This is a genomic window from Streptomyces sp. NPDC056479, from assembly GCF_042795335.1.
Classification (GTDB): domain Bacteria; phylum Actinomycetota; class Actinomycetes; order Streptomycetales; family Streptomycetaceae; genus Streptomyces.
On sequence record NZ_JBHTRZ010000001.1, the window covers coordinates 361,910 to 386,796 of the forward strand.

The 24,887-nt window shown below is 70.5% G+C and carries 23 protein-coding genes and 1 tRNA gene; 11 read left to right on the forward strand and 13 right to left on the reverse strand.

Annotated features, from left to right (window positions below):
- Positions 1 to 5: 5 nt before the first annotated feature.
- Positions 6 to 779: a sulfite exporter TauE/SafE family protein gene (locus tag ACFQ6S_RS01565; protein WP_383401802.1), complete on the forward strand. Its 774-nt coding sequence runs from the start codon at positions 6 to 8 to the stop codon at positions 777 to 779.
- Here ACFQ6S_RS01565 and ACFQ6S_RS01570 read toward each other — a convergent pair.
- Both ACFQ6S_RS01570 and ACFQ6S_RS01575 read right to left on the reverse strand, forming a co-directional pair.
- Entirely contained in the window at positions 765 to 1,577 is an 813-nt protein-coding gene (locus ACFQ6S_RS01570; RefSeq protein WP_383401804.1) for an HAD-IIA family hydrolase, read from the reverse strand. The two genes, ACFQ6S_RS01565 and ACFQ6S_RS01570, sit on opposite strands and share 15 nt — an antisense overlap.
- A gap of 33 nt (positions 1,578 to 1,610) precedes the next feature.
- On the reverse strand, positions 1,611 to 3,032 hold the full coding sequence (locus ACFQ6S_RS01575; RefSeq protein ID WP_383401807.1) for a hypothetical protein: 1,422 nt from the start codon (positions 3,030 to 3,032) through the stop codon (positions 1,611 to 1,613).
- A gap of 216 nt (positions 3,033 to 3,248) precedes the next feature.
- Here ACFQ6S_RS01575 and ACFQ6S_RS01580 point away from each other — a divergent pair, with 216 nt between their 5' ends.
- Complete coding sequence (locus tag ACFQ6S_RS01580) at positions 3,249 to 4,010, forward strand: cobalt-precorrin-6A reductase (protein WP_383401810.1); 762 nt, start codon at positions 3,249 to 3,251, stop codon at positions 4,008 to 4,010.
- Positions 4,011 to 4,021: 11 nt separating this feature from the next.
- On the opposite strand, the gene ACFQ6S_RS01585 is transcribed toward ACFQ6S_RS01580, so the two are convergent.
- The 3 genes from ACFQ6S_RS01585 to ACFQ6S_RS01595 all read right to left on the reverse strand — a co-directional run bounded on the left by ACFQ6S_RS01585 (position 4,022) and on the right by ACFQ6S_RS01595 (position 7,555).
- On the reverse strand, positions 4,022 to 6,103 hold the full coding sequence (locus ACFQ6S_RS01585; protein WP_383401813.1) for an MDR family MFS transporter: 2,082 nt from the start codon (positions 6,101 to 6,103) through the stop codon (positions 4,022 to 4,024).
- Between the two features lie 93 nt (positions 6,104 to 6,196).
- A complete protein-coding gene (cobF, locus tag ACFQ6S_RS01590; RefSeq protein WP_383401816.1) occupies positions 6,197 to 6,970 on the reverse strand; it encodes a precorrin-6A synthase (deacetylating) in 774 nt (257 codons plus the stop codon).
- Positions 6,971 to 7,036: 66 nt separating this feature from the next.
- Entirely contained in the window at positions 7,037 to 7,555 is a 519-nt protein-coding gene (locus tag ACFQ6S_RS01595; RefSeq protein WP_383401819.1) for a DUF309 domain-containing protein, read from the reverse strand.
- Between the two features lie 112 nt (positions 7,556 to 7,667).
- Between ACFQ6S_RS01595 and ACFQ6S_RS01600 the strand changes: the two genes are divergently transcribed.
- The 4 genes from ACFQ6S_RS01600 (at position 7,668) to ACFQ6S_RS01615 (ending at position 10,531) form a co-directional block, all read left to right on the forward strand.
- Positions 7,668 to 7,741, forward strand: a tRNA-Pro gene (locus tag ACFQ6S_RS01600).
- Between the two features lie 200 nt (positions 7,742 to 7,941).
- Positions 7,942 to 8,604, forward strand: coding sequence for an NUDIX domain-containing protein (locus tag ACFQ6S_RS01605; RefSeq protein ID WP_383401822.1), 663 nt, complete (start codon positions 7,942 to 7,944; stop codon positions 8,602 to 8,604).
- A 90-nt stretch (positions 8,605 to 8,694) separates the two neighbouring features.
- Complete coding sequence (locus ACFQ6S_RS01610; RefSeq protein WP_383401825.1) at positions 8,695 to 9,681, forward strand: aldo/keto reductase; 987 nt, start codon at positions 8,695 to 8,697, stop codon at positions 9,679 to 9,681.
- A 46-nt stretch (positions 9,682 to 9,727) separates the two neighbouring features.
- On the forward strand, positions 9,728 to 10,531 hold the full coding sequence (locus ACFQ6S_RS01615; RefSeq protein WP_383401829.1) for a DUF427 domain-containing protein: 804 nt from the start codon (positions 9,728 to 9,730) through the stop codon (positions 10,529 to 10,531).
- On the opposite strand, the gene ACFQ6S_RS01620 is transcribed toward ACFQ6S_RS01615, so the two are convergent.
- From ACFQ6S_RS01620 to iolC, 6 genes are read right to left on the reverse strand one after another with little or no spacing between them, the layout of a single operon-like run.
- Positions 10,521 to 11,306, reverse strand: a complete 786-nt coding sequence (locus tag ACFQ6S_RS01620; RefSeq protein ID WP_383401832.1) for a GntR family transcriptional regulator — start codon at positions 11,304 to 11,306, stop codon at positions 10,521 to 10,523. The genes ACFQ6S_RS01615 and ACFQ6S_RS01620 overlap by 11 nt on opposite strands.
- Positions 11,307 to 11,328: 22 nt before the next feature.
- Complete coding sequence (locus ACFQ6S_RS01625) at positions 11,329 to 12,822, reverse strand: CoA-acylating methylmalonate-semialdehyde dehydrogenase (protein ID WP_383401835.1); 1,494 nt, start codon at positions 12,820 to 12,822, stop codon at positions 11,329 to 11,331.
- Between the two features lie 30 nt (positions 12,823 to 12,852).
- Positions 12,853 to 14,730 carry a 3D-(3,5/4)-trihydroxycyclohexane-1,2-dione acylhydrolase (decyclizing) gene (gene iolD / locus ACFQ6S_RS01630; protein WP_383401837.1) on the reverse strand — a complete coding sequence of 626 codons (1,878 nt, stop codon included), beginning with the start codon at positions 14,728 to 14,730 and terminating at the stop codon, positions 12,853 to 12,855.
- Positions 14,731 to 14,738: 8 nt separating this feature from the next.
- A complete protein-coding gene (gene iolB, locus ACFQ6S_RS01635; RefSeq protein ID WP_383401840.1) occupies positions 14,739 to 15,626 on the reverse strand; it encodes a 5-deoxy-glucuronate isomerase in 888 nt (295 codons plus the stop codon).
- A 14-nt stretch (positions 15,627 to 15,640) separates the two neighbouring features.
- Positions 15,641 to 16,528, reverse strand: a complete 888-nt coding sequence (locus ACFQ6S_RS01640) for a deoxyribose-phosphate aldolase (protein WP_383401843.1) — start codon at positions 16,526 to 16,528, stop codon at positions 15,641 to 15,643.
- A gap of 34 nt (positions 16,529 to 16,562) precedes the next feature.
- Complete coding sequence (gene iolC / locus ACFQ6S_RS01645; RefSeq protein WP_383401846.1) at positions 16,563 to 17,522, reverse strand: 5-dehydro-2-deoxygluconokinase; 960 nt, start codon at positions 17,520 to 17,522, stop codon at positions 16,563 to 16,565.
- 304 nt (positions 17,523 to 17,826) lie between these two features.
- On the opposite strand from iolC, the gene ACFQ6S_RS01650 reads away from it, so the two are divergent.
- Genes ACFQ6S_RS01650 through ACFQ6S_RS01670 form a run of 5 tightly spaced genes read left to right on the forward strand, consistent with a single transcriptional unit; the run spans position 17,827 to position 22,788 of the window.
- Positions 17,827 to 18,843 (forward strand): sugar ABC transporter substrate-binding protein, encoded by a 1,017-nt coding sequence (locus ACFQ6S_RS01650; protein ID WP_383401849.1) that lies wholly within the window; start codon positions 17,827 to 17,829, stop codon positions 18,841 to 18,843.
- Positions 18,843 to 19,922 (forward strand): ABC transporter permease, encoded by a 1,080-nt coding sequence (locus ACFQ6S_RS01655; protein WP_383401852.1) that lies wholly within the window; start codon positions 18,843 to 18,845, stop codon positions 19,920 to 19,922. Before ACFQ6S_RS01650 ends, ACFQ6S_RS01655 begins: the two co-directional genes overlap by 1 nt.
- Positions 19,923 to 19,927: 5 nt before the next feature.
- Positions 19,928 to 20,836 (forward strand): ATP-binding cassette domain-containing protein, encoded by a 909-nt coding sequence (locus ACFQ6S_RS01660; RefSeq protein WP_383401855.1) that lies wholly within the window; start codon positions 19,928 to 19,930, stop codon positions 20,834 to 20,836.
- A gap of 1 nt (position 20,837) precedes the next feature.
- Positions 20,838 to 21,740, forward strand: a complete 903-nt coding sequence (locus ACFQ6S_RS01665) for a sugar phosphate isomerase/epimerase family protein (protein ID WP_383401858.1) — start codon at positions 20,838 to 20,840, stop codon at positions 21,738 to 21,740.
- A gap of 25 nt (positions 21,741 to 21,765) precedes the next feature.
- The gene (locus ACFQ6S_RS01670) at positions 21,766 to 22,788 is read left to right on the forward strand and encodes a Gfo/Idh/MocA family protein (RefSeq protein ID WP_383401861.1); all 1,023 of its coding nucleotides are present in this window, start codon (positions 21,766 to 21,768) and stop codon (positions 22,786 to 22,788) included.
- Positions 22,789 to 22,860: 72 nt separating this feature from the next.
- Here the strand turns inward: ACFQ6S_RS01670 and ACFQ6S_RS01675 are convergent, their stop codons facing one another.
- Both ACFQ6S_RS01675 and ACFQ6S_RS01680 read right to left on the reverse strand, forming a co-directional pair.
- Positions 22,861 to 23,883 carry a Gfo/Idh/MocA family protein gene (locus ACFQ6S_RS01675; RefSeq protein ID WP_383401864.1) on the reverse strand — a complete coding sequence of 341 codons (1,023 nt, stop codon included), beginning with the start codon at positions 23,881 to 23,883 and terminating at the stop codon, positions 22,861 to 22,863.
- Entirely contained in the window at positions 23,880 to 24,884 is a 1,005-nt protein-coding gene (locus ACFQ6S_RS01680; RefSeq protein ID WP_383401867.1) for a Gfo/Idh/MocA family oxidoreductase, read from the reverse strand. The genes ACFQ6S_RS01675 and ACFQ6S_RS01680 overlap by 4 nt, the downstream gene beginning before the upstream one ends.
- Positions 24,885 to 24,887: the final 3 nt, after the last annotated feature.

Below are 24,887 nucleotides of genomic sequence, written 5' to 3' on the forward strand. Positions count from 1 at the left end.
TCCGCATGGACACGATGACGCTTTGGCACATAACAGGCTGGGAGTTCGCCGCGCTCGCCTTCGCGGCCCTGCTCGTCGGCTTCTCCAAGACGGCGGTGAGCGGGGCCAACACGGTCAGCCTGGCGATCTTCGCCGCCGTACTGCCCGCCCGCGCCTCCACCGGCGTACTGCTTCCGATCCTGATCGCCGGTGACGTGCTCGCCGTCCTCACCTACCGACGGCACGCCCACTGGCCCACCCTGTGGCGCCTGTTCCCCGCGGTCGCGGCCGGCGTCGTCTTCGGCACGCTGTTCCTGGTGTGGGCCGACGACGGGATCGTCCGTACGTCGATCGGCGCGATCCTGCTGATGATGGCGGCGGTCACGGTGTGGCGCCGCCGGATGGCGGAGAAGGAGGACGAGCCTGACTCGGTCACCACCCGGGCCGGCCGGGTCAAGGCCCGCTCGTACGGCGTCCTCGGCGGTTTCACCACGATGGTCGCCAACGCGGGCGGCCCGGTGATGTCGATGTACCTGCTGTCGGCCGGCTTCCGAAAGCTCGGCTTCCTCGGCACCTCCGCCTTCTTCTTCCTGATCGTCAATGTCTCCAAGGTGCCCTTCAGCGCCGGCCTCGGCCTGATCGACGGCTCCTCGCTCCTCCTCGACGCCGCCCTCGTGATCTTCGTCGTGCCCGGCGCGCTGCTCGGCAAGTGGGCCGTGGACCGGATCAACCAACGGCTGTTCGAGCGGCTCGTGATCGCGGCGACGGTCGTGGGCGGCCTCCAGCTACTGCTGCGCTGACCCGCGCACTTCCCCCAGCAGAGCGGGCAGATCGGCGAACGAGTCGATCACATGGTCGGGCGTGCCGCTCGCGGCCCGGTGTGTCTGAGGCAGATACTTCCCGGTCCTCACCAGTACGCCCGTGACACCGGCCCGCTGTGCCGCCAGCACATCGGACTCGATGTCGTCCCCCACCATCACCGCCTCGTCCGCACTCACCCCCACATGCGCCAGCGCCGCCTCGAAGAACGCGGCCGACGGCTTCCCGGTGATCTCCGCCTCGACCCGCGCGGCCTTCTCCAGTCCGGCCAGGAACGCACCGGTGTCGAGCTGCAACCCCTGGTCCGTACGCCAGTACAGATTCCGGTGCATGGCCACCAGCCGGGCCCCCTGTCGGACATACCCGAAGGCCCGGTTGAGCGCCGCGTAGCCGAACTCGGGCCCGGCACCCCCGACGACCACGACGTCCGGCGCGGCATCGCCGCCCTCGTCCTCACCCACGAGGGTCACCCCCACCAGGTCCTCCGCGATGTCCCCGCTGTTCAGCAGCGCGCAGCGCGCCCCCGGCCAGTGCTCGGCGAGATGGGCGGCGGTGACGGCGGGTGCGGTCAGGACGTCCTCCGCGGACACCGGGAACCCCGCGTCCGCCAGCGTGCGCGCGATCGAGGCCCGCGTCCGTGAGGTCGTGTTCGTGACCAGCGCGACGCCGAGCCCCGACTCGCGGATCTCCCGCAACGCCTCGACCGTGCCGGGCAGCGGCTGCCACGACACGGTGAGGACTCCGTCGATGTCGATGAGGACGGCCCGTACGGATCCCATGCCAGGACGATAGATGGGTCCGGCCGTCTCCGCTCAGGGAGCGATACCGACCCCTTCGATCCCGCTCCACGCCCGCTCCTGCCCGGCCGTCATCGCCGGCCAGTGCAGCCCGCCCGGACGTGGCTGCACGCGCGAGGCGTACGGACCGGGACGGAAGCCGGGGTCGTAGAAGCAGCCCGTGCCGTACGTCTCGTCGAACCCGCCGCACGACGCCGCGACCGACGACGGCGTGGGCTTCCTCCCCTTGCGCACCCACCCGTCCAGGGCGGTGATGGACGCGGCGTACTCGGCATCGCTCAACTCGCTGTGCTCGTGCTCCCGCGTGAACGTCTGCACCAGGTGCCCGTCCCGCCGCGCGCCCTCGAGCGTGGCCCGGTAGGCCGCCTCGTGCTCCACGAACGCCGTCGGGTCGTCGATGGCGTGCAGCGTCAGCACCGGAATCGAGACCTTGCCGGTGAGATCGCTGTCGTAGGACAGATCCCGTACGGCCGTGGGGTCGGGGGCGAACCGTTCGACACCGGCGTTGAGCGCCTCGTCGTCATGCGAGCCGGTGTAGCGGACACCCTGGTTGCCGAAGGGATTCCGGTCCCCGAGACGCTCGTGCACGATGTCCCGGAACGTGAAGGTCGCGAACCGCAGATGCGACTCCAAGGTGCGCTCCGGGATCCGCGTGACCGCGAGGATGTCGTCGAGGTTGCGCTGTTGGAGAGCCGTCCGCTCCTGCGGCTCGGACGCGAAGCCGGTGCACTCCTGAAGTCGGGCCCGCAGCCCCGCCGACGTCATGGTCGACCCGGCGCGCAGGCCCTGCCACAGCGGGTACCGCGGCTCGGTCGGCCGGGGGTGGTTACCGCAGTAGTACTGGTAGACGACGCGCAGGTCGACGCGGTAGTCGTAGCCGCGCGAGCCGCCGCCCAGGACGCCGTTGGTGAGCAGCGCCCCGTCGTAGGCCCCCTTCTTCCCGCCGTATGTCTCCACCACCTTCGCGGCGACGTTCCCGCCCCACGACTGCCCGTGCACATACGTCCGACGCGGCTTGCCGAACTCCTCGACGAACAGCCGGCGCACGCTCTCCGTGTCGGCCGCGGCCATCCGCGTCCCGTAGCCGCCCCGCCGGTACGACGAACCCGCCCAGGCGTAGCCCTCCTTCACCATCACCGACCATCGGCCCAGGTCGTCGAGGCTGCGGGCGGGGTCGGACTCCGCGCCGAGGTCGGGGCCGCCGTGGGCGTGCACGACCAGGGAGCCGTTCCAGTCGGACGGCACGGCTATCGCGTAGTGGGCGCCGGCCGTGTCGCGACCGGTGTAGCAGTCGGCCTTGCCGACGAGGTCGGCGGGACACTCGGCGAGGACCGGTTCCGCCGTCTCGCCCCGGGCGTTGGAGGCACCGACGAGGATGCCGACGGCGAGGGCACCGGCCAGCACCGCGGCCAGCGTCGTACGGCCCCGTGCGGGCATGGGGCCAGACCTGCGGATCACTGCGTTCGTTCTCGTCCAGTCCAAGACGCTGCTCCTCGTCCGTGTCGGCGCGTCGGCGAGCCGTGCGCCGTGATGCTAGGGAGGGACGGGGCGGGGGACCACGATCTGACCGTTGTGTTCATAGTGTTCGCCGCGCCTCGCTCTCGGGGCATCCCGGCATCCCCCTCCGCCCGCCCCACCTCGTACGCTCGGCCTATGTGCCCGCGCCCCATGTGCCCCCGCCATATCGTGATCCTCGGCGGCACCACCGAGGCCCGCGGACTCGCCGCCGCGCTCTCGACGCATCCCGGCGTCCGTGTCACCACCTCGCTCGCGGGGCGCGTGTCACGGCCGGGCCAGGTCGTGGGGGAGGTGCGCATCGGGGGGTTCGGCGGGGCGGAGGGCCTGGCGGACTGGCTGCGTGCCGAGCAGGTCGACTTCCTCGTCGACGCCACGCACCCCTTCGCCGAGTCGATCACGGAGAACGCGGCCCGTGCCGCGCGGGCGACCGGCGTACCGACGGTGGTCCTGCGCCGCCCCGGCTGGCATCCCGGCCCGGGTGACCGCTGGCACGATGTCGCCTCGCTCGACGAGGCCGCCGCCCTGCTGCCCAGGCTCGGTCGCCGCGTGTTCCTCACCACCGGCCGCCTGGGCCTCGCCGCCTTCGCCCAGCTGACCGGCCTGCACTTCGTCGTACGTTCCGTCGACCCGCCCGAGCCGCCGATGCCCCCGCACACCGAAGTGCTCCTGGCTCGCGGCCCGTTCACGGTCGCCGAGGAGTCGCAGCTGCTGCGCGGCCACGACATCGACGTCCTGGTGACCAAGGACAGCGGCGGCGAAGCGACCTCCGCCAAGCTCACGGCCGCCCGCCAACTCGCCCTGCCCGTAGTGGTCGTACGCCGCCCACCGCTGCCGGAGGGCGTGGACGCGGTGCCGGACGCGGCCGGGGTGCTGGAGCGGCTCGGCCTCGAGCCGTGAGGTGCCGCTCGTCAGTGCGACTCGCTCAGCGCCGGCTCCTTCACCCGGCCGGTCAGCCCCTCGTTCAGGTCCTCGACGAGGAGGCGCTTGGCGATCGTGTGGACGGCGGCGCGCAGGTCCGTCCCCGGGGGGCGGCCGATGTCCTCGTGGACTCGTTCCTCCAGCCAGGTGGCCCATGCCGTGCCGATGACCCGGGCCTCATGGGCGCCCGCCTCGGTGTGCGAGAGCAGGGAGCCGTACCGGGTGAGATAGCCCTCGCCGACCATCCGGTCGAAGACCGGGAGCAGCACCTCGGGAGGCAGATGGCGGCGGTTCGCGATCATGCTGAGGCTCGCGTGACCGACCAGGATCGTCAGTATCTCGACCTGCATCACCGCCCAGGCGCCTGCCACGTCGAGGTGGGTGTCGGCGGCCCTGAAGATCCGACGGGCGGTGTCGGGACCCGCGCCGCTGATGATCTTCCCCACGGACGCCTCCAGCACCCGTTGGGCGTTGGCGTCGTGCGGTGACGCGAATCCCTCGCCCAGGTCGGTGGACCCCATACGCGCACTGTCGCGCAGCGGGACCTCCTTGAGGAACAGCGCGATCACGAACCCGAGGGCCGCGACCGGCACGGTCCACAGGAACACCGTCTGGAGCGTGTCGGCGTAGGCGTCGACGATCGGAGCGGCCGCCGCCGACGGCAGCCCGTGCAGGCCCTCGGGGCTGGTCGCGGCCCGCTCGACGGCGGCCGGGTCGAGACCGCCGCCGGTCCGCGCGGCCGTCGCGACCGCGTCTGCGAGCTTCGGTGTCAGCGTGTTGGTGTAGATCGTGCCGAAGACGGCGGTGCCGAACGAGCTGCCCAGGGTGCGGAAGAAAGTGACGCCGGAGGTCGCGGTGCCGAGGTCGGCGTAGTCGACGGTGTTCTGCACGATGATCGTCAGGACCTGCATGCACAGGCCGATGCCGGTGCCGAGCACGAACATGTACAGCGACTCCAGCCAGGTACCGGTCGACGGACCCATGAGGGACAACAGGAACAGCCCGACGGCCATCACCAGGGAGCCGACGACAGGGAAGACCCGGTATCTGCCGGTCTTGCTGACCACGTTGCCGCTGAACACCGACGCGATGAGCAGCCCCACCACCATCGGCAGCGTCCGCACACCCGAGACCGTGGCCGAGTCGCCGTCGACGTACTGGAGATAGGTCGGCAGATACGTCAACGCGCCGAGCATGGCGAAGCCGACGATGAAGCTGAGGGCGGAGCACACCGAGAAGACCGGGTTGGCGAACAGCCGCATGGGCAGCATCGGTTCGGCCGCCCGCGTCTCCGCCCAGCAGAACAGACCGAGCGCGAGAGCACCCCCGACGAACAGTGCGATGATGACGCCGGAGCCCCACGCGTACTCGTTGCCGCCCCAACTCGTCCCGAGGATCAGCGCGCTGGCGCCGACCGCGACGAGCCCGATGCCCAGGTAGTCGATGATGGGCCGGGCCGCCGACTTCACCACGGGGATGGTCCGGGCGGCCGCGAAGACGACGAGGATCGCGATCGGGACGTTGACATAGAACGCCCAGCGCCAGGTGAGGTGGTCGGTGAACAGCCCGCCCAGCAGCGGTCCGATCACCGTCGCCACACCGAACACCGCGCCGATCGCGCCCTGGTACTTGCCGCGCTCGCGCAGCGGGATGACGTCCGCGATCAGCGCCGTGGCCGTCACCATCAGGCCGCCGGCCCCTACGCCCTGCATCGCCCGCCAGACGATCAGCAGCGTCATGTTGGAGGCCAGACCACACAGGAACGAGCCCGTGATGAACACGATCGCCGAGACCTGGAAGACCAGCTTGCGCCCGAACTGGTCGCCGAACTTGCCGACCAGCACCGTCGCCACGGTCTCCGCGAGCAGGTACGACGTCACCACCCAGGACATGTGCTCGGCGCCGCCGAGATCCGACACGATCGTCGGCAGCGCCGTGCCCACGATCGTCTGGTCGAGCGCCGCGAGCAGCACGCCCAGCATGATCGTCGCGAAGACGACGTTCCGGCGACGCCTGTCCAGCACGGGTGGCTGGGAGGCGGCCGGCGGGGCGGAATCCTCGGCGAGCGTCACGGGGACACGATCACAGCGCCGGGGAGGCGGCGCATGTGGTGCGGGTCCGCTCGGGTGCCGTGCGGGCCGCCCTGCTCGGGCGGCTCGAGCCGCCTACTGTTCCTTGGGATTCCGGCGCAGCAGATACGTGTCCATGATCCAGCCCTTGCGCTCGCGCGCCTCGGCACGCAGCCGCTCGATACGGGGCGCGGCCTCGGCGATCGGACCGGACGCGAGGATCTCGTCCGGGGTGCCGATGTACGCGCCCCAGTAGATGTCGATGTCCTGGTCGGCGTACTGCCGGAAGGTCTGGTGGGCGTCCAGCATCACGACCACGTCGTCCACGTCCGCCGGGAAGCCCTCGGCCAGCCGTCGCCCCGTCGTGATCTGCACCGGCCGGGCGACGCGGTTGAGCCCCGTGCGATGCCGGGCGACGAGCGCGGAGACGCTGCTGATGCCGGGGACGACGTCGTACTCGAAGTCCACCGCGCCATTCTCCAGCACCTCCTCCAGGATCCCGAGCGTGCTGTCGTACAGCGCGGGGTCACCCCATACCAGGAACGCGCCGGTCTCGTCCTCGCCCAGCTCCTCGGCGATCAGCCGCTCGTAGATCCCGGCGCGGGCACTGCGCCAGTCCCCGACGGCGGGGGAGTAGGCGGAACCCCCGGCCGACCGGTCCCGCTCGGGATCCCGGGCCGCCACGATCCGATACGTCCCTTCAGGTATGTGCGCGTCCAACATGTCCCGGCGCAGCCCCGTGAGGTCCGCCTTCACCTCGCCCTTGTCGAGGATGAAGAACACGTCCGTACCGCGCAGCGCCCTGACCGCCTGAAGCGTCAGCTGCTCGGGGTCGCCCGCCCCGATCCCGATGACCTGAATCTTTCGCACGCCCCCGAGTCTGCCGTACGGCACCGACAGCGCGGGCACCGCGTCCACTCGGCCGCTGACCGCCCGCTATGTCCGCCCCCGCAACCGAGGCGCCCACTCCCGGGCGTCCACCACGGCGTCCCCCTCTTCCACGACCCCCGCGAGCTCCCGAGCCCACGCGACCAGCCCAGCGAGATCCATCCCGTACGGCCGCCCCCCACCACCGGCCGCCCATGTCTCCACGGCCCCGGCCCCCCGCCGCAGCAGCCTCGCCCCGCCGGTCACATTTCCCCGGGCCGAGTGGGTGAGCCCCACCGCGAGCTGGGCCAGCCCGCGCCACAGGGCCCGTTCCTCCTCCGGCCCCGACTTCCACGCGTCCTCGAAGACCTCGTGCGCATGGAACGGTTTCCCCGCGTCGAGCAGTTCCTGCGCCTCCGCGACGCTCTGCTCCGGTGGGCGTACGACGCCCTCGGGCTGGCGGGCGACGCCGTCCGCGCCGTAGGGCAGGGGCCGGCCGAGACCGTCCCGGGGCCGCGCGTTACGCGCCCGCCCCTCGTGATCCCGGTCCCGCGCGGTCGCCTGCCGTCCTGACGGTGTGCTTCCCATACCCCCGATTGTCCATCGGCCGGCCTCGCGCCGGAGGCCCGCTTCGGTGCGGTCGTCGACATGGGGTAAAGTGCTGTTCGCGCGATCACGCGGTATTCCGCGCGATACGCACCGGGACGTGGCGCAGCTTGGTAGCGCACTTGACTGGGGGTCAAGGGGTCGCAGGTTCAAATCCTGTCGTCCCGACGGTTCGATGAACTGTCATCACACATCGGGGTCTCGATTCCACCTTCTGTGGGTCGAGACCCTTGATCGTTTCCGCGCTCTTCGCCGGCCGAGCGGCCGAAATGCACGGCATCGCTCACAACCGTCGGCGCAACGCACACCGCGCCCGGATGGTAGAAGCAGCCCATGACCAACTCGCTCATCCCCACGGCCGGTGCCCGATGACCGCCGGCATCGACACCCCCGACCGCCGCGGCCGCACCGGACTCGACCAGGCGGGCCGGGAGCTGACCGGCAATCCCCGCGTCAAGGTGCGGGACGTACAGCTGCTGTCCAGCCACTGGTACGTCGAGCGCGCCACCACCTTCGAATTCCAGCACGCCGACGGCACCTGGACCACCCAGCAGCGCGAGACGCACGACCGCGGCAACGGCGCGACCATGCTGCTCTACGACGCCGAACGCGAAACCGTCCTGCTCACCCGCCAGTTCCGCTTCCCGGTGTACGTCAACGGCCACCCCGACGGCATGCTCGTCGAGACACCGGGCGGGCTGCTCGACGACGATGACGAGCACCCGGAGATCGCCGTGCGGCGCGAGGTGGTGGAGGAGACCGGGCACACCATCGGCGCCGTCCAGCATGTCTTCGACGTCTATATGAGCCCGGGCTCGGTCACCGAACGCGTCAGCTTCTACGCCGCCGCCTACGGGCCCTCGACCCACACCCACGAAGGTGGCGGCCTGGACGAGGAGGGCGAGGACATCGAGATCCTCGAACTGCCCTTCCGCCGGGCCCTGGAGATGATCCGCACCGGGGAGATCAACGACGCCAAGACCATCATGCTGCTGCAGTGGGCGGCACTGGACGGCCCGTTCGCCAAATGACGCCCCACGCCCTTGACTTGAAGTGCGCTTCAAGATGAACACTCCCGTTCGTGCCCCGAAGACGGGCGTGCGAACGGGAGGGATCAATCCATGAAGTACCGCACCATCGGCACCGCCCCGAACACCCGCCGCGAGGTCAGCGTCCTCGCCCTCGGCGCGATGCTGTTCGGCTCACGGACCGACGAGGAGACCTCCTTCGCCGTACTCGACCGCTATGCAGAGGCCGGCGGGACCTTCATCGACACGTCCGACAACTACGCCTTCTGGGAGGACGCAGGCCAGGGCGGACAGAGCGAGGAACTGCTCGGCCGGTGGCGCCGCAGCCGTGGCGTCGGCGACGAGATCGTCATCGCCACCAAGCTCGGCGCCCGCCCGCTGGCCCCCGGCACCGGATACGTCGACAACGCCGAGGGCCTGTCGGCCAAGGTCATCCGCGAGTCCGCGGAGCGCAGCCGCGACCGGCTGGGCGTGGCGAAGCTGGATCTGCTCTACGCACACATCGAGGACCACAGGGTCCCTCTGCCGGAGACCGTCGAGGGGTTCGCCGAACTGGTCTCCGAGGGCACCGTCGGCCTCCTCGGCGTCAGCAACCACGCCATCTGGCGCGTCGAGCGGGCCCGCGCGCTCGCCGTGGAGGCCGGACTGCCCGGCTACGAGGTGCTGCAGTACGCCCACAGCCATCTGCGGCCCCGCTTCGACGTCCCCGAGGGCCTGTTCCCCGACGGCAGCCTCGGCCACGCGGGCCCGGAGCTGCTGAGCTATCTGCGCGCCGAACCCGCCTTGACCCTGGTCGCCTACTCGCCGCTGCTGAAGGGCGCCTACACCCGCCCGGACGTGGCGCTGCCCGCCGACTTCGACCACCCTGGCACCCCGCCCCGCCTGAAGGTCCTGCGCGAGGTCGCCCAGCAGACCGGCGCCACCGTCAACCAGGTCGTCCTGGCCTGGCAGCTCGGCGCCGAGCTGCCGATCATCCCGCTCGTCGGGGCGTCCTCCGTGGCCCAGCTGGAGGAGAGCCTGGCCGCCGTGGACCTGGAGCTGACCGCCGACCAGCGGGCCCGGCTCGACGCGGTCCACTGACGGCACCGGGAGTACGCTCCGAAGAGGAGCCGAAGGAGAGTGGGCCATGCCTCTGTTCCCCAACGAACGGTCCGTCCGTACGACCCCGGAAGGCCTCCTCTGGGAGCCCAGCGAGCGCTGGGTGCGCGGCCTCAAGGGCGACGTCACCGTCGTCGACAGCCGGCACCCGCTCCTGGTCTGGGAACCCGATCTCCCCGTCCCGTGCTACGCGTTCCCGCGCGAGGAGGTCCGCACGGACCTCCTCCGCCCGGCCAAGAACCCGACGCCGGGCAAGCACACCGGGTCGCAGATCTTCTACGACCTCGAAACCGACGGCGAGCCGGTGGAGAACGCGGCGTGGACCTTCCCCGCCGTCGACCTCGCCGGGCACATCGCCTTCGAGTGGTTCTGGCGGTGGGGGAGCGGCCTCGACCACTGGTACGAGGAGGAGGAAGAGATCTTCATCCACCCGCGCGACCCGCACAAACGGGTGGACGCCATGCCCAGCAGCCGTCATGTCCAGGTCGAGATCGGCGGCACGGTCGTCGCGGACACGCACCGCCCGGTGCTGCTGTTCGAGACCGGGCTGCCTACCCGGTACTACATGCCCCGCGAGGACGTCCGGCTCGATCTCTTCGAGCCCACCGACCACCACACCGGGTGCCCGTACAAGGGCAGGGCCCAGTACTGGAACTGGCGCGGCGAGGGGGAGGTGCCGCGGAACGTCGTCTGGAGCTACGCCGAGCCGCTGGCCGCGGTGGCCCAGGTCCAGGGGCTCGTGGCCTTCTACAACGAGGCGGTGGAGATCACCCTGGACGGCGAGCGCCTGGAGCGGCCCGTCACGCCGTTCACCGCGAGCCTCAAGACCTGACCAGCAGCTGGAAGTCGAAGGCGTACCGGGACGCACGGTAGATGTGCTTCCCGTACTCGACCGGCCGGCCCGTGTCGTCGTACGCCGTGCGCTGCATGGTCAGCAGCGCGGCGCCCTCCTTCTCGTCGAGCCGCTCGGCCTCCTCGGCGGTGGCGCTGCGCGCACCGATGGTCTGCCGGGCGCTGTGCAGGGTGATGCCGACGGCCCTCATCATCCGGTACAGGCCGGTCGACTCCAGCCGGGCCGTGTCGAGGTCGAGCAGGCTCGCGGGCAGGTAGTTGCAGAGGATCGCGACCGGCTGGCCGTGCGTGCAGCGCAGCCGCTCCAGGAACGTGACCTCCGCGCCCTCCGCGATGCCGAGCGCGGCCGCGACGTCGGCGGCCGCCGGGACGCGCTCGTTGCGGACGACCTGCGTGGTCGGGCCCTGCCCCGCCGCCTCCAGGTCGTCGTAGAGGCTGCTGAGCTCCAGCGGGCGCTTCACCTGGCTGTGCACCACCTGGGTGCCCACCCCGCGCCGCCGGACCAGCAGCCCCTTGTCGACGAGCGACTGGATCGCCTGCCGGACGGTGGGCCGGGACAGGCCCAGTCGCACCGACAGGTCGACCTCGTTGCCCAGGAGGTTGCCCGGGGCGAGGGCCCCGTGTTCGATCGCCGCCTCCAGCTGCTGGGCGAGCTGGTAGTACAGCGGCACGGGACTGCCCCGGTCCAGGGCGAAGTCCAGCGCGTCCAGCGCGGAGGCGGACGCGGCACGGGCGGAGCCGCGGGTCTTCGCCATGGGACGACCTCCCGGTCGGGTGTCAGGAGTTGCTGGGGAAACCGAGGTTGATACCGCCGTCGGACGGGTCCGGCCAGCGGGTGGTGATCACCTTCCCCTGGGTGTAGAAGGCGATGCCGTCGTTGCCGTAGATGTGCAGATCGCCGAAGAGCGAGTCCTTCCAGCCACCGAAGGAGTGGTAGCCGACGGGCACGGGGATCGGTACGTTCACGCCGACCATGCCCGCCTTCACCTCCAGCTGGAAGCGGCGGGCGGCGCCGCCGTCCCGGGTGAAGATCGCGGTGCCGTTGCCCCAGCGGGAGTCGTTGATCAGCTTGATGGCCTCTTCGTACGTCTCCGCACGCACCACGGCCAGGACGGGGCCGAAGATCTCGTCCCGGTACGCGTCCGCCGTCAGCGGCACCCGGTCCAGCAGGGAGACGCCCAGGAAGAAGCCGTCCTCGTGGCCCTCGATCGAGTAGCCGGTGCCGTCGACGACGACGTCGGCGCCCTGCTCGGCGGCGGACGCCACGTAGGACGCCACCTTGTCGCGGTGCTCGCGCGTGATCAGCGGGCCCATCTCGGACGCCGGGTCGTTGCCGGGGCCGATCTTCAGGTTCTTCGCCCGCTCGGCGATCTTGCCGACCAGCTCGTCGCCCGTGTCGCCGACCGCGACCACGACCGATACGGCCATGCAGCGCTCGCCCGCCGAGCCGTACGCGGCGTTGATCGCCTGGTCGGCGGCGAAGTCCAGGTCGGCGTCCGGCAGGACCAGCATGTGGTTCTTGGCGCCGCCGAGCGCCTGCACACGCTTGCCGTGCTCAACTCCCTTGAGCTGGATGTACTTTGCGATCGGCGTCGAGCCGACGAAGGACACCGCCTCGATGTCGGGGTGCTCAAGGAGCCGGTCCACGGCCACCTTGTCGCCCTGCACGACGTTCAGCACACCCTCCGGCAGCCCCGCCTCGGAGGCCAGCTCGGCCAGCCGGTACGACGCCGACGGGTCCTTCTCGCTCGGCTTGAGCACGAAGGTGTTGCCGCATGCGATGGCCAGCGGGAACATCCACATCGGCACCATGGCCGGGAAGTTGAACGGCGTGATGCCGGCGACCACGCCCAGCGGCTGCCGGATGGAGGCCACGTCCACCCGGGTCGACACCTGCGTCGACAGCTCGCCCTTCAGCTGCACGCTGATCCCGCACGCGAGCTCGACGATCTCCATGCCGCGCGCGACCTCGCCGAGCGCGTCGGAGTGCACCTTGCCGTGCTCGGCGGTGATCAGCTCGGCGATCTCGTCGCGGTGGGCGTCGAGCAGCTCGCGGTACTTGAACAGGATCGCCGTGCGCTTGGCCAGGGAGGACTGGCCCCAGCTCTCGAACGCGGTCTTGGCGGAGGCGACGGCGGCGTCCACCTCGTCGACGGTCGCGAAGGCGACCTGCTTCTCCTGGGCCCCGGTGGCCGGGTCGTAGACGGGGCTGAAGCGGCCGGAGGTGCCCTCGACCGGCTTGCCGTCGATCCAGTGGGTGATGGTCTTCATGGTGCGAAAGTGCCTTTCGTAAGGGGAAGTTCAGAGGTGGCGGCGGCGTCCGGCGACATGCTGGTCGTAGCGTTCACGGGCCTCTACGGCGGCCTCGCGGTCGGCGACCTCGGCCACGGGCACGTCCCACCAGGCCTCGGGGCCCGGCGAGGTGGGGTTCAGGATGTCCGTCTCGACGTACACGCAGGTCGGCCGGTCGGAGGCGCGGGCCGTTGCCAGTGCCTCGCGCAGCTCGCCCACCGTCTTGGCGCGCAGGACGTCCATGCCGAGGCTGGCCGCGTTGGCGGCGAGGTCCACCGGGAGCGGGGCGCCGCTGAAGGTGCCGTCGGCGGCGCGGTAGCGGTAGTCGGTGCCGAAGCGCTCGCCGCCGGTCTCGGCCGACAGCCCGCCGATCGAGGCGTAACCGTGGTTCTGGATGAGGACGATGTTGACCGGCAGGCCCTCCTGGACCGCCGTGACGATCTCGGTCGGCATCATCAGATAGGTGCCGTCACCGACCAGCGACCACACGGTCTTGTCCGGGGCGGCCTGCTGGATGCCGATCCCGGCCGGGATCTCGTAGCCCATGCAGGAGTAGCCGTACTCCAGGTGGTACTGGCGCGGCGAGCGCGACCGCCACAGCTTGTGCAGGTCGCCCGGGAGCGAACCGGCCGCGTTGATCACCACGTCGTCGTCCCCGACCACCGCGTCCAGCGCGCCCAGCACCTGGGTCTGCGTCGGTACGGCCGTCTCGTCGTCGGCGCGGTAGGCGGCCTCGACGACCGCGTCCCAACGCTCCTTGCCGGCGCCGTACTCGGCCTCGTACGCGGCGTCGACCCGGTGGCCGGAAAGCGCCTCCGTCAGGGCCGTGAGCCCTGCCCGCGCGTCGCAGACCAGTGTCCGCGCGGCGAGCTTGTGGGCGTCGAACCCGGTGATGTTGAGGTTCAGGAAGCGCACGTCCGATTTCTGGAAGAGCGTGCCGGAGGCGGTGGTGAAGTCGGTGTATCTCGTGCCCACGCCGATCACCAGGTCGGCGGCGCGGGCGATGTCGTCGCTGACCGAGGTGCCGGTGTGGCCGATGCCGCCGAGGTCGGCGGGGTGGTCGTGGCGCAGCGAGCCCTTGCCGGCCTGGGTGGAGGAGACCGGGATGCCGGTGGCCTCCACGAAGGCCTTCAGCGCCGCCTCGGCCTCACTGTGGTGGACACCGCCGCCCGCGACGATCAGCGGACGCTCGGCGGCCCGGATCGCCTCCACGGCCGCCGCCAGCTCGACCGGGTCGGGCGCGGGACGCCGTACGTACCAGACGCGGTCGGCGAAGAACTCCTGCGGCCAGTCGTAGGCCTCCGCCTGGACGTCCTGGGGGAGGGCCAGCGTGACCGCGCCGGTCTCGGCCGGGTCGGCGAGTACGCGCATCGCGTTGAGGGCGGACGGGATCAGGGCCTCGGGGCGGGTGATCCGGTCGAAGTAGCGGGAGACCGGCCGCAGGGTGTCGTTGACCGACACGTCCGCCTCGGTCGGGTGCTCCAGCTGCTGGAGCAGCGGGTCGGGGGCGTGCGAGGCGAAGTAGTCGCCCGGGAGGAGGAGGACGGGCAGGCGGTTGATGGTGGCCAGGGCGGCACCGGTGACGAGGTTCGTCGCGCCGGGGCCGATCGACGTCGTCACCGCCTGCGCGGAGAGCCGGTTGAGCTGGCGGGCGTAGCCGACGGCCGCGTGCACCATCGACTGCTCGTTGCGGCCCTGGTGGTAGGGCATGACGTCCTCGCCCGCCTGGAGGAGGGCCTGGCCGAGGCCGGCCACATTGCCATGGCCGAAGATGCCCCAGGTGCCGGCGACCAGCCGGTGCCGTACGCCGTCGCGCTCGGTGTACTGGGCGGACAGGAACCGCACCAGCGCCTGGGCGGCGGTCAGACGGACGGTGGATGGGCTCATCGGGGACCTCACTGGGACGGAGCGGTGTAGAGGGGCAGACGGGGGTCGACGGGCTGGTCCGGCCAGGTGCCGCGGATCCAGGCGTGGTCGGGGTGGTCGCAGATCAGCCAGGCACGCTCGGCCTCCGGGCCCGCCATGACGTTGAGGTAGTACATGTGGTGGCCGGGCACGGCCATCGAGGGCCCGTGCCAGCCGTCCGGGATCAGTACGACGTCGCCGCCGCGCACCTCGGCCAGGACGTCGGTGTTCCGGCCGTGTCCGGACGGGGAGACGCGCTGGTAGCCGAGGCCGGGGGTGCCCTCGTGGTCGGCGAACTCGAAGTAGTAGATCTCTTCCAGCACCGACTCCTCGCCGGGCCGGTGCTCGTCGTGCTTGTGCGGCGGGAAGGACGACCAGTTGCCGCCCGGCGTGATCACCTCGACGGCGATGAGCTTGTCGCACTCGAAGACGCCCGCCGCGCCGAAGTTGTTCACCTGACGACTGCTGTTGCCCGTGCCGCGCAGCTCCACCGGCACCGACGACGCCGGTCCGTAGCGGGCGGGCAGGCGCCGCGAGCAGCGCGCGCCGGTCAGCGCGAACCGTCCGCCCTCGGAGGACGAGACGATCGCTCGGGCGTCCCGCGGCACATAGGCGAAGTCGCTCACCGCGCCGAACACGCTGTCACGTCCGGTGAGCCGGAAGGTGTCGTGGCCGAAGTCGTCGGTCGCCTCGACGGTGCAGCCGCCGTTCAGCGGGAGCACGATCCACTCGCTCTCGCCGGTGTCGAAGGTGTGCGAGCCGCCGGGCGGCAGCTCCAGGACCTTAAGGCTGGAGTAGCCCCAGCCGGCCTTCTCGGGAGTGACGTCCACGACGTACGGGCCGCCGAGCGCCTTTCCCGCGGGAAGGTGATTCGTCATCGTGATCCTCCGGGTCACAACAGGCCGACGGCCGTGTCCACCGCCGTCTCCACACTGCCCTCGGCCGGGTAGAGCAGCGAGCGGCCGACGACCATGCCCTGAACGGTGGGGAGCCGGAGCGCCTTGCCCCAGCGCTCGTACGCGGCCGCTTGTTCTTCAGCGGAGCCCCCGACCTCGCCGCCCAGCAGGACGACCGGCAGCGTGGACGTCTCCAGAACCTCGGCCATGTCGTCGGGGTCGTCGGTGACGGGCAGTTTCAGCCAGGTGTAGGCCGAGGTGCCGCCGAGGCCCGAGGCGATGGCGATCGACTTGGTGACGGCCTCGGCGGACAGGTCGTTGCGTACCTTGCCGTCGATCCGCCGGGAGAGGAAGGGCTCGACGAACAGCGGCAGCCGCAGCGCCGCCATGGCGTCGATGGCGCGGGCCGTGGACTCCAGGGTGGTCAGCGATCCCGGGTCGTCGTAGTCGATACGGACGAGCAGCTTGCCCGCGTCGAAGCGCAGGCGGGCGATGTCCTCGGCGCGGTGGCCGGTGAAGCGGTCGTCCATCTCGAAGGACGCTCCGGCCAGCCCACCTCGGTTCATGGAGCCCATGACAACCTTGTCGCCGAGGACGCCGAGCAGCAGCAGGTCCTCCAGGATGTCGGCGGTGGCCAGCACCCCGTCGACGCCGGGCCGGGACAGCGCTATGCAGAGACGTTCCAGCAGATCGGCCCGGTCGGCCATGGCCAGGCGCCGGCCGCCGACACCGAGTGCGCCCCGGGCCGGGTGGTCGGCGGCCACGATCATCAGGCGGCCGCTGTCGCCGAGCAGCGGGCGGCGCACCCGGCGTGCGGCGGCCTCCGCGATCGCCTCGGGGTGCCGGGCTCTGACCGCGGTGAGGTCGGGGATGCTGATGCTCAAGGAAAGCTCCGTTCAGGGGTGGCTTGGCCGGCCGTCATGACGCCTGTGCGAGGAGACCCTCGACCTCGGACTCGGTGGGCATCGCGGAGGAACAGGCGAGGCGGGAGGCGACGAGGGCGCCGGCGGCGTTGGCGTACCGCATGGTTTCGGTCAGATCCCAGCCGGACAGCAGCCCGTGCACCAGCGAGCCGCCGAAGGCGTCGCCCGCACCGAGCCCGTTGGCCACCTCGACCGGCACCGGCGGCACCTCGGCCTCGGAGCCGTCGCGATGCACCGCCAGCACGCCCTTGGGGCCCTGCTTGACGACGGCCAGCTCCACGCCGGCCGCCAGGAGCGCCTCGGCGCACGCCCGCGGCTCCCGGACGCCGGTGGCGACCTCGCACTCGTCGAGGTTGCCGACCGCGACCGTCGCGTGCCGCAGCGCCTCGGCGTAGTACGGGCGGGCCTGGTCGGGGTCGGACCAGAACATCGGGCGCCAGTCGAGGTCGAAGACCGTGGTGCCCGCCTTGTCGCGCGACTTCAGGGCGGTGAGGGTGGCGGAGCGGCTCGGTTCCTCGCTCAGTCCGGTGCCGGTGATCCAGAAGACGCGGGCCGAGCGGATCGCGTCTTGATCCAGTTCGTCGGAATGTATCTCCAGGTCAGGCGCCTTAGGCTGCCGGTAGAAATACAGCGGGAAGTCGTCGGGCGGGAAGATCTCGCAGAACGTCACCGGCGTCGGGTAGGCCGTGACGGGCGTGACCCAGCGGTCGTCGACACCGAAGTCCCTGAGGGCCTGGTGCAGGTAGGCGCCGAAGGGGTCGTCGCCGGTGCGTGTGATCACCGCGGTGGTGCGGCCGAGCCGGGCGGCGGCCACCGCGACGTTCGCGGCCGAGCCGCCGAGGAACTTGCCGAACGTCTCCACACGCGTCAAAGGGAGGCCGGACTGCAAGGGATAGAGGTCGACTCCTATTCTTCCCATCGTGATCAAGTCGAAGGACTTGGCTGACTCGGCCATGCGTGACGCTCCTAGAACTGAACAGGGGTTGCGGGTCCCCAGGGGCCTGCCGCCTCCCAGGTGTAGGTCGTGGAGGCCGACGCTGTCAATAGTTTGTACTTACATTCGGACCTGAGTGTGAAATGATGTCTTAACAAAGTATTGACAGCGGGCGCATCTAGGGATTGGATCCCGTCCCAGCGAACCCGCCGTGTTCCACGGCACATGACCCGGACTTCTCCCACCGGTCCGGGCCCATGGATCCCAGTGATCCCGACCCTTTCCCCCGTCGCACACCCCGTCGCACAGTGAGGTGCAAGGAAAGATGGACCGCTCTTACTCCCGTTCCCGCAGGCTGACCCCCGTGGTCGCCGTCGCCGCAGCCGCCGCTTTGACGCTCGCGGGCTGCTCCAGCAGCTCCGGCGGCAAGTCGGCCGACGAGAGCGCAGAGGGCGCCTCCGCGGGCAAGGCGAACACTCCCCGCATGACGGTCGCCCTGGTGACCCACCAGTCGCCCGGTGACACCTTCTGGGACATCGTCCGCAAGGGCGCCGAGGCGGCCGCCGCCAAGGACAACATCAAGCTGATCTACTCCGCCGACCCCAACGCGGGCAACCAGGCCAACCTGGTGCAGAACGCGATCGACCAGAAGGTCGACGGCATCGCGATCACCCTCGCCAAGCCGGACGCGATGAAGGACGTCGTCGGCAAGGCGACGAAGGCGAACATCCCGGTCGTCGGCCTCAACTCCGGTGTGAGCGAGTGGCAGAAGCTCGGCCTGATGGAGTTCTTCGGCCAGGACGAGACGGTGGCCGGCGAGGCGCTCGGCAAGCGCCTGAACGAGGCCGGCGCCAAGAAGGCCGTGTGTGTCATCCAGGAACAGGGCAACATCGGCCTCACCCAGCGCTGTGACGGAGTGAAGAAGACGTTCGAGGGCACGACCGAGACCCTGAACGTCAACGGCACGGACATGCCGTCCGTGAAGTCCACGATCACCGCCAAGCTCAAGACGGACAGCGACATCGACTACGTCGTCGCCCTCGGCGCCCCGTTCGCGCTGACGGCCGCTCAGTCCGTGGACGAGGCGGGCAGCAAGGCGAAGGTCGCCACCTTCGACCTGAACAAGCAACTGACCGGAGCGATCAGCAAGGGCGACATCGAGTTCGCCGTCGACCAGCAGCCCTACCTCCAGGGCTACCTGGCGATCGACTCCCTGTGGCTCTACAAGAACAACGGCAACTACATGGGCGGCGGGGAGGCACCGGTGCTGACCGGTCCGGCCTTCGTCGACAAGACGAACGTCGAGAAGATCGACGCGTTCGCCGCGAAGGGCACTCGGTGATGAGCATGACCCGACAGGCTGAGCCGGCGGTGACCACACCGCCGGCCTCCGGCCCCGGCAAGGAATCCGACGGGCGGACCCGGCAGCGGCCACTGGCGCTGCGGCTTCTGGCCCGTCCTGAGGTCGGTGTCTTCCTCGGCGCCGTCGCAGTGCTGGTCTTCTTCCTCATCACGGCCCCGGCCGTGCGCGACGGCAGCTCGATGGCGAACATCCTGTACCAGTCGTCGACCATCGGGATCATGGCTCTGCCGGTCGCGCTGCTGATGATCGGCGGCGAGTTCGACCTCTCCGCCGGTGTCGCGGTGATCACCTCGGCCCTGACCGCGAGCATGGTCAGCTACCAGCTGACGATGAACGTCTGGGTCGGTGTGATCGTCGCCCTGATCGTGTCCCTCGCGGTGGGTCTGTTCAACGGCTGGCTGCTGGTCAAGACCGGGCTGCCGAGCTTCCTGGTCACCCTCGGTACGTTCCTGATCCTCCAGGGCGTCAACCTCGCGGTGACCAAGCTGATCACGGGTAACGTCGCCACCGACGACATCAGTGACATGGACGGCTTCGAGCAGGCCAAGTCGGTCTTCGCCTCCTCCTTCGACGTCGGCGGCGTCCAGGTCAAGATCACCGTGGTGTGGTGGCTTGTCTTCGCGGCGCTGGCCACGTGGGTGCTGTTGCGTACCAAGTACGGCAACTGGATCTTCGCGGTCGGCGGCAACAAGGGCAGCGCCCGCGCCGTCGGTGTGCCGGTGACGTTCACGAAGATCTCGCTGTTCATGCTGGTCGGCTTCGGCGCCTGGTTCGTCGGCATGCACCAGCTGTTCTCGTTCAACACCGTGCAGTCGGGCGAGGGTGTGGGCCAGGAGCTCATCTACATCGCCGCGGCCGTCATCGGCGGCTGTCTGCTCACCGGCGGTGCCGGCTCGGCGATCGGCCCGGTGTTCGGTGCCTTCATGTTCGGCATGGTCCAGCAGGGCATCGTCTACGCCGGCTGGAACCCCGACTGGTTCAAGGCCTTCCTCGGCGTGATGCTCCTCGGCGCCGTCCTCATCAATCTGTGGGTCCAGCGCACGGCGACCCGGAGGTGACCCGAATGACCAGCAAAGAAACCGGCACCCACGGCGCCATCCTCCAGGACAGGGCCCCCGACAAGGACGCCCCGATCGTCGAACTGCGGGGCGCGGGCAAGGCGTACGGCAACATCCGCGCCCTGCACGGCGTCGACCTGAAGGTCTTCCCCAGCCAGGTCACCTGTGTCCTCGGTGACAACGGCGCCGGCAAGTCGACCCTCATCAAAATCATCTCGGGGCTGCACCAGCACACCGAGGGCGAATTCCTCGTCGACAACGCACCCGTACGCTTCACCACCCCCCGCGAAGCCCTCGACAAGGGCATCGCCACGGTCTACCAGGACCTCGCCGTCGTCCCCCTGATGCCGGTCTGGCGCAACTTCTTCCTCGGCTCCGAGATGACCAAGGGCCCCTGGCCCGTGCGCCGCCTCGACATCGAGAAGATGAAGAAGACCGCCGACGCGGAACTGCGCAACATGGGCATCGTCCTGGACGACCTCGAACAGCCCATCGGCACCCTCTCCGGCGGCCAGCGCCAGTGCGTGGCCATCGCCCGCGCCGTCTACTTCGGCGCCCGCGTCCTCATCCTGGACGAGCCCACCGCCGCCCTCGGCGTCAAACAGTCCGGCGTGGTCCTGAAGTACATCGCCGCCGCCCGCGACCGCGGCCTCGGCGTCATCTTCATCACCCACAACCCCCACCACGCCTACATGGTCGGCGACCACTTCAGCGTCCTGCGCCTGGGCACCATGGAACTCAACGCCTCCCGCGACGACGTCAGCCTCGAAGAACTCACCAACCACATGGCCGGCGGCACCGAACTCGCCGCACTCAAACACGAACTGTCCCAGGTACGCGGCGTCGACGTCGAGGAACTCCCCGAAGAGGCAGACCTCACCGCACCCGTGGCCTCCTCGGAAGGGAAGTCCTGACATGGCCCCCGCGCTGGACCGCATCCGGGTCGGCTCGGCCCCCGACTCCTGGGGCGTCTGGTTCCCCGACGACCCCGTCCAGGTGCCCTGGGAACGCTTCCTCGACGAGGTCGCCGATGCCGGCTACGACTGGATCGAACTGGGCCCGTACGGCTACCTGCCGACCGACCCGGCGCGTCTGACCGAGGAGATCGCCAAGCGCGACCTCAAGGTCTCCGCGGGCACGATCTTCACCGGCCTGCACCGCGGCCCCTCCGTGTGGGAGTCGACCTGGCAGCACGTCAGCGAGGTCGCCGCGCTCACCCAGGCCATGGGGGCGAAGCACCTGGTCGTCATCCCGTCCTTCTGGCGGGACGACAAGACCGCCGAGATCCTGGAGCCGCCGGAGCTCACCGCCGAGCAGTGGGCCCACCTCACCAAGGGCATGGAGCGGCTCGGGCACGAGGTGAGGGAGAACTTCGGTCTCGACATCGTCGTGCACCCGCACGCCGACACCCACATCGACACTGAGGCCCATGTCGAGCGCTTCCTCGACTCGACCGACTCCGACCTGGTCAACCTCTGCCTGGACACCGGGCACTACGCCTACTGCGGCGGCGACAGCGTCAAGCTGATCGAGACCTACGGCGAGCGCATCGGCTATCTGCACCTCAAGCAGGTGGACCCGGAGATCCTCGCGGACGTGGTGAAGAACGAGATCCCGTTCGGCCCCGCCGTCCAGCGCGGCGTGATGTGCGAACCCCCGGCCGGCGTACCGGAGTTGGGTCCGGTCCTGGAGGCCGCGCAGAAGCTGAACGTGGACCTGTTCGCCATCGTCGAGCAGGACATGTACCCCTGCGAGCCGGACAAGCCCATGCCCATCGCGGTCCGTACCCGCAAGTTCCTGAGGTCCTGCGGCGCCTGACGACCCGAAAGGACGGCCGATCACCATGACTCAGCGTCCGCACACGCTCGGAGTCGCAGTCATCGGTACCGGAAAGATGGGTGCGGACCATGTGCGCCGCATCCAGGAGGTCACCAGCGGGGCACGGGTGACCGCCGTCGTGGACGTCGACGCGGAACGCGCCAAATCGGTCGCGGGCCGGGTCGACGGCTGCACCGCCCACACCGACCCGGCCGCCGCGATGGCGTCGGCCGACGTGGACGCGGTGATCATCGCATCGCCGGGCCCCGCTCACGAGGCGGCGCTCCTCGCGGCATTCGAGCACGATCTGCCGGTGCTGTGCGAGAAGCCGCTCACCCCCGACGCGGCCTCGGCGCTGCGGGTGCTCCAGGCCGAGCAGAAGCACGGCAGGCGCCGGGTCCAGGTGGGCTTCATGCGGCGATACGACGCCGAGTACATGAAGCTCAAGTCCCTTCTGGAGACAGGCCAGCTGGGCCGTCCTCTGATGCTGCACAACCGGCACCGCAATGTCGCCAGCCCGCCCGGCTGGACGTCCGGGATGCTCATCAACGACTCGGTGACCCACGAGATGGACGTGACCCGCTGGCTGCTCGGCCACGAGATCACGGCCGTCACCGTGCTCGCCCCGACGCCGTCCGGGAACGCGCCGGACGGCATCCGCGACCCGCAGTTCATCGTCTTCGAGACGGACGGCGGCGCCATCGTCGACGTCGAGATCTTCGTCAACTGCGGCTTCGGCTACCAGGTCCAGGCCGAGGTGGTCTGCGAACGCGGCACCGCCCGCGTCGGCGACGGCCACGCCATGGTCACCAACGCCGCCGGCCGCTGGGGCGGCATCATCGCCCAGGACTACATCGAACGCTTCGCCGACGCCTACGACCGCGAGGTCCAGGCCTGGGTGGACGCCACCCGGCGCGGCGAGGTCACCGGCCCGAGCGCGTGGGACGGCTACGCGGTGGCCGCGGTGTGCGAGGCCGGAGTGCGGGCGCTGGAGGAGGGCGGCCGGATCGAGGTGGATCTGGTGGAGCGGCCCGCGCTGTACGTCTGACCGCGAACCGAACAGGGGCCGGGAGAGCTTCCCCCGGCCCCTCTTCGTGCTCCGCCTCGGCGCGAGAAGCGTTCAGCCCGCGAGCGCCGTGCGCGGCCGTGGCTCGAACCCCGCCGCCCGATAGGACGCGTCGATCAGCGACATCGTCGCCAGCGCGTCCTCCGCGTCCAGCGGGAGCGGGCCATCGCGGCGTATGTGCGCGGCGAACGCCTCCAGTTGGTAGGTGTACGACGAGCGCGTGCCCAGCCGCTCCGTCCGCTCGCCGTCCGCCGTGCGCACCACGACCCGGTCGTCCAGGTGCGGCAGCACGAAGTTCGGCGCCAGCGCCTCGCCCCGCGAGCCGACGATCCGGCAGCTCATCTCCACCTCGTCGTACGCCATGTGGCAGCGCGCCGACGCGGTGGCCCCGCCCGGGAACTCCAGCTCGGCGTCCAGCCACTCGTCGACACCGGGCGCACCCGAGCGCTCCTTCCCGCGCGCCGAGACGAGCCGCGGCGCACCGCCCGCCCAGGGCGCCAGGATGCGCACCGCGTGCAGGCCGTAGCAGCCGAGGTCCATCATGGCGCCGCCCGCCAGGGGCAGCGACCAGCGGGGGTCGGATGCACCGGGTGCGGGGATCGCCACCAGGGTCTCCACCCGCTGGAGTTCGCCCAGTTCACCGCTTTCGAGGATCTCGTGCAGGCGCCGGGTGACCGGGTGGAAGAGGTAGTGGAAGGCCTCCATGAAGACCGTCCCGGCCTTCGCCGTCGTCTGCAGCACCTCGTCCGCCTCCTCGGCGTTGCTCGCCGACGGCTTCTCCGTCAGGACGTGCTTGCCGGCCGCGAGCGCGGCGAGGTTCCACGGCCCGTGCAGACCGTTGGCGAGCGGGTTGTAGACGACCTCGACCTCGGGGTCGGCGAGCAGGTCGGCGTAGGAGTCCACCACCCGCTCCACGTCGTGCTCGTCGGCGAACGCCGCCGCGCGGGCACGGTCGCGCGCGGCCACCGCCACGAGGCGGTGGCCGGTCGTCCGGGCCGGAGCGACGAGGGAGAGCCCGGTGATGCGTGCCGCGCCCAGCACGCCGATGCGCAGCGGTTCCCGGCCCGAATCGTTCATCCCCGCCGAACCTCCTCGATCGTCACCGGACGGTGCTCGTGCAGCGACAGTGTGCACGCGTCGGCGATCCAGCCCGCCTCCAGGGCGTCCTCGATCGTGCACGGCGAGGGCCGGGTGCCGGCCACGACCTCGGTGAACGCGGTGAGTTCGGCGCGGTAGGCCGCGGTGAAGCGGTCCATGAAGAAGTCGTGCGGGGTGCCCGCAGGGAAGGTCACGCCGGGCTCGACCGAGCGCAGCGGCAGCTTGTCCTCCAGGCCGACCGCGATGGAGTCCGTGAAGCCGTGGATCTCCATGCGGACGTCGTGACCCCGGGCGTTGTGACGGGAGTTGGAGACCACCGCGATCGTGCCGTCGTCCAGCGTGAGGATCGCGCCCGTGGTGTCGGCGTCGCCCGCCTCCTTGATGTAGTCGGCGCCCTTGTTGCCGCCGACGGCGTACACCTCCCTCACCTCGCGGCCGGTCACCCAGCGGATGATGTCGAAGTCGTGCACCGAGCAGTCCCGGAAGATGCCACCGGAGGCGGCGATGTACGCGGCGGGCGGCGGCGCCGGGTCCAGCGTGGTCGAACGGACCGTGTGCAGTTTGCCGAGCTCGCCGCTCCGCACGGCGGCGCGGGCGTTGACGAAACCGGTGTCGAAGCGGCGGTTGTAACCGATCTGGATCGGCACGTCCGTGCCCTGCACGGCCTTCAGTACCTCGACGCCCTCGCTCATCGTCCTGGCGACGGGCTTCTCGCAGAAGACGGGGATGCCGGCCTCGACGCCGGCCAGGATGAGCGCGGGGTGGGCGTCGGTCGCGGCGGCGACGACGATGCCGTCCACGCCGGCGGACAGCAGGGCCTCCGGCGAGTCCACGACCTCGGCGCCGAACCGCTCGGCGGCGGCCTTGGCGGCGTCCGCGAACGGGTCGGTGACGACGAGGGAGTCGACCGCGTCGAGTCCGGAGAGGGTCTCGGCGTGGAAGGCGCCGATGCGGCCGAGGCCGAGGATTCCGATACGCATGAG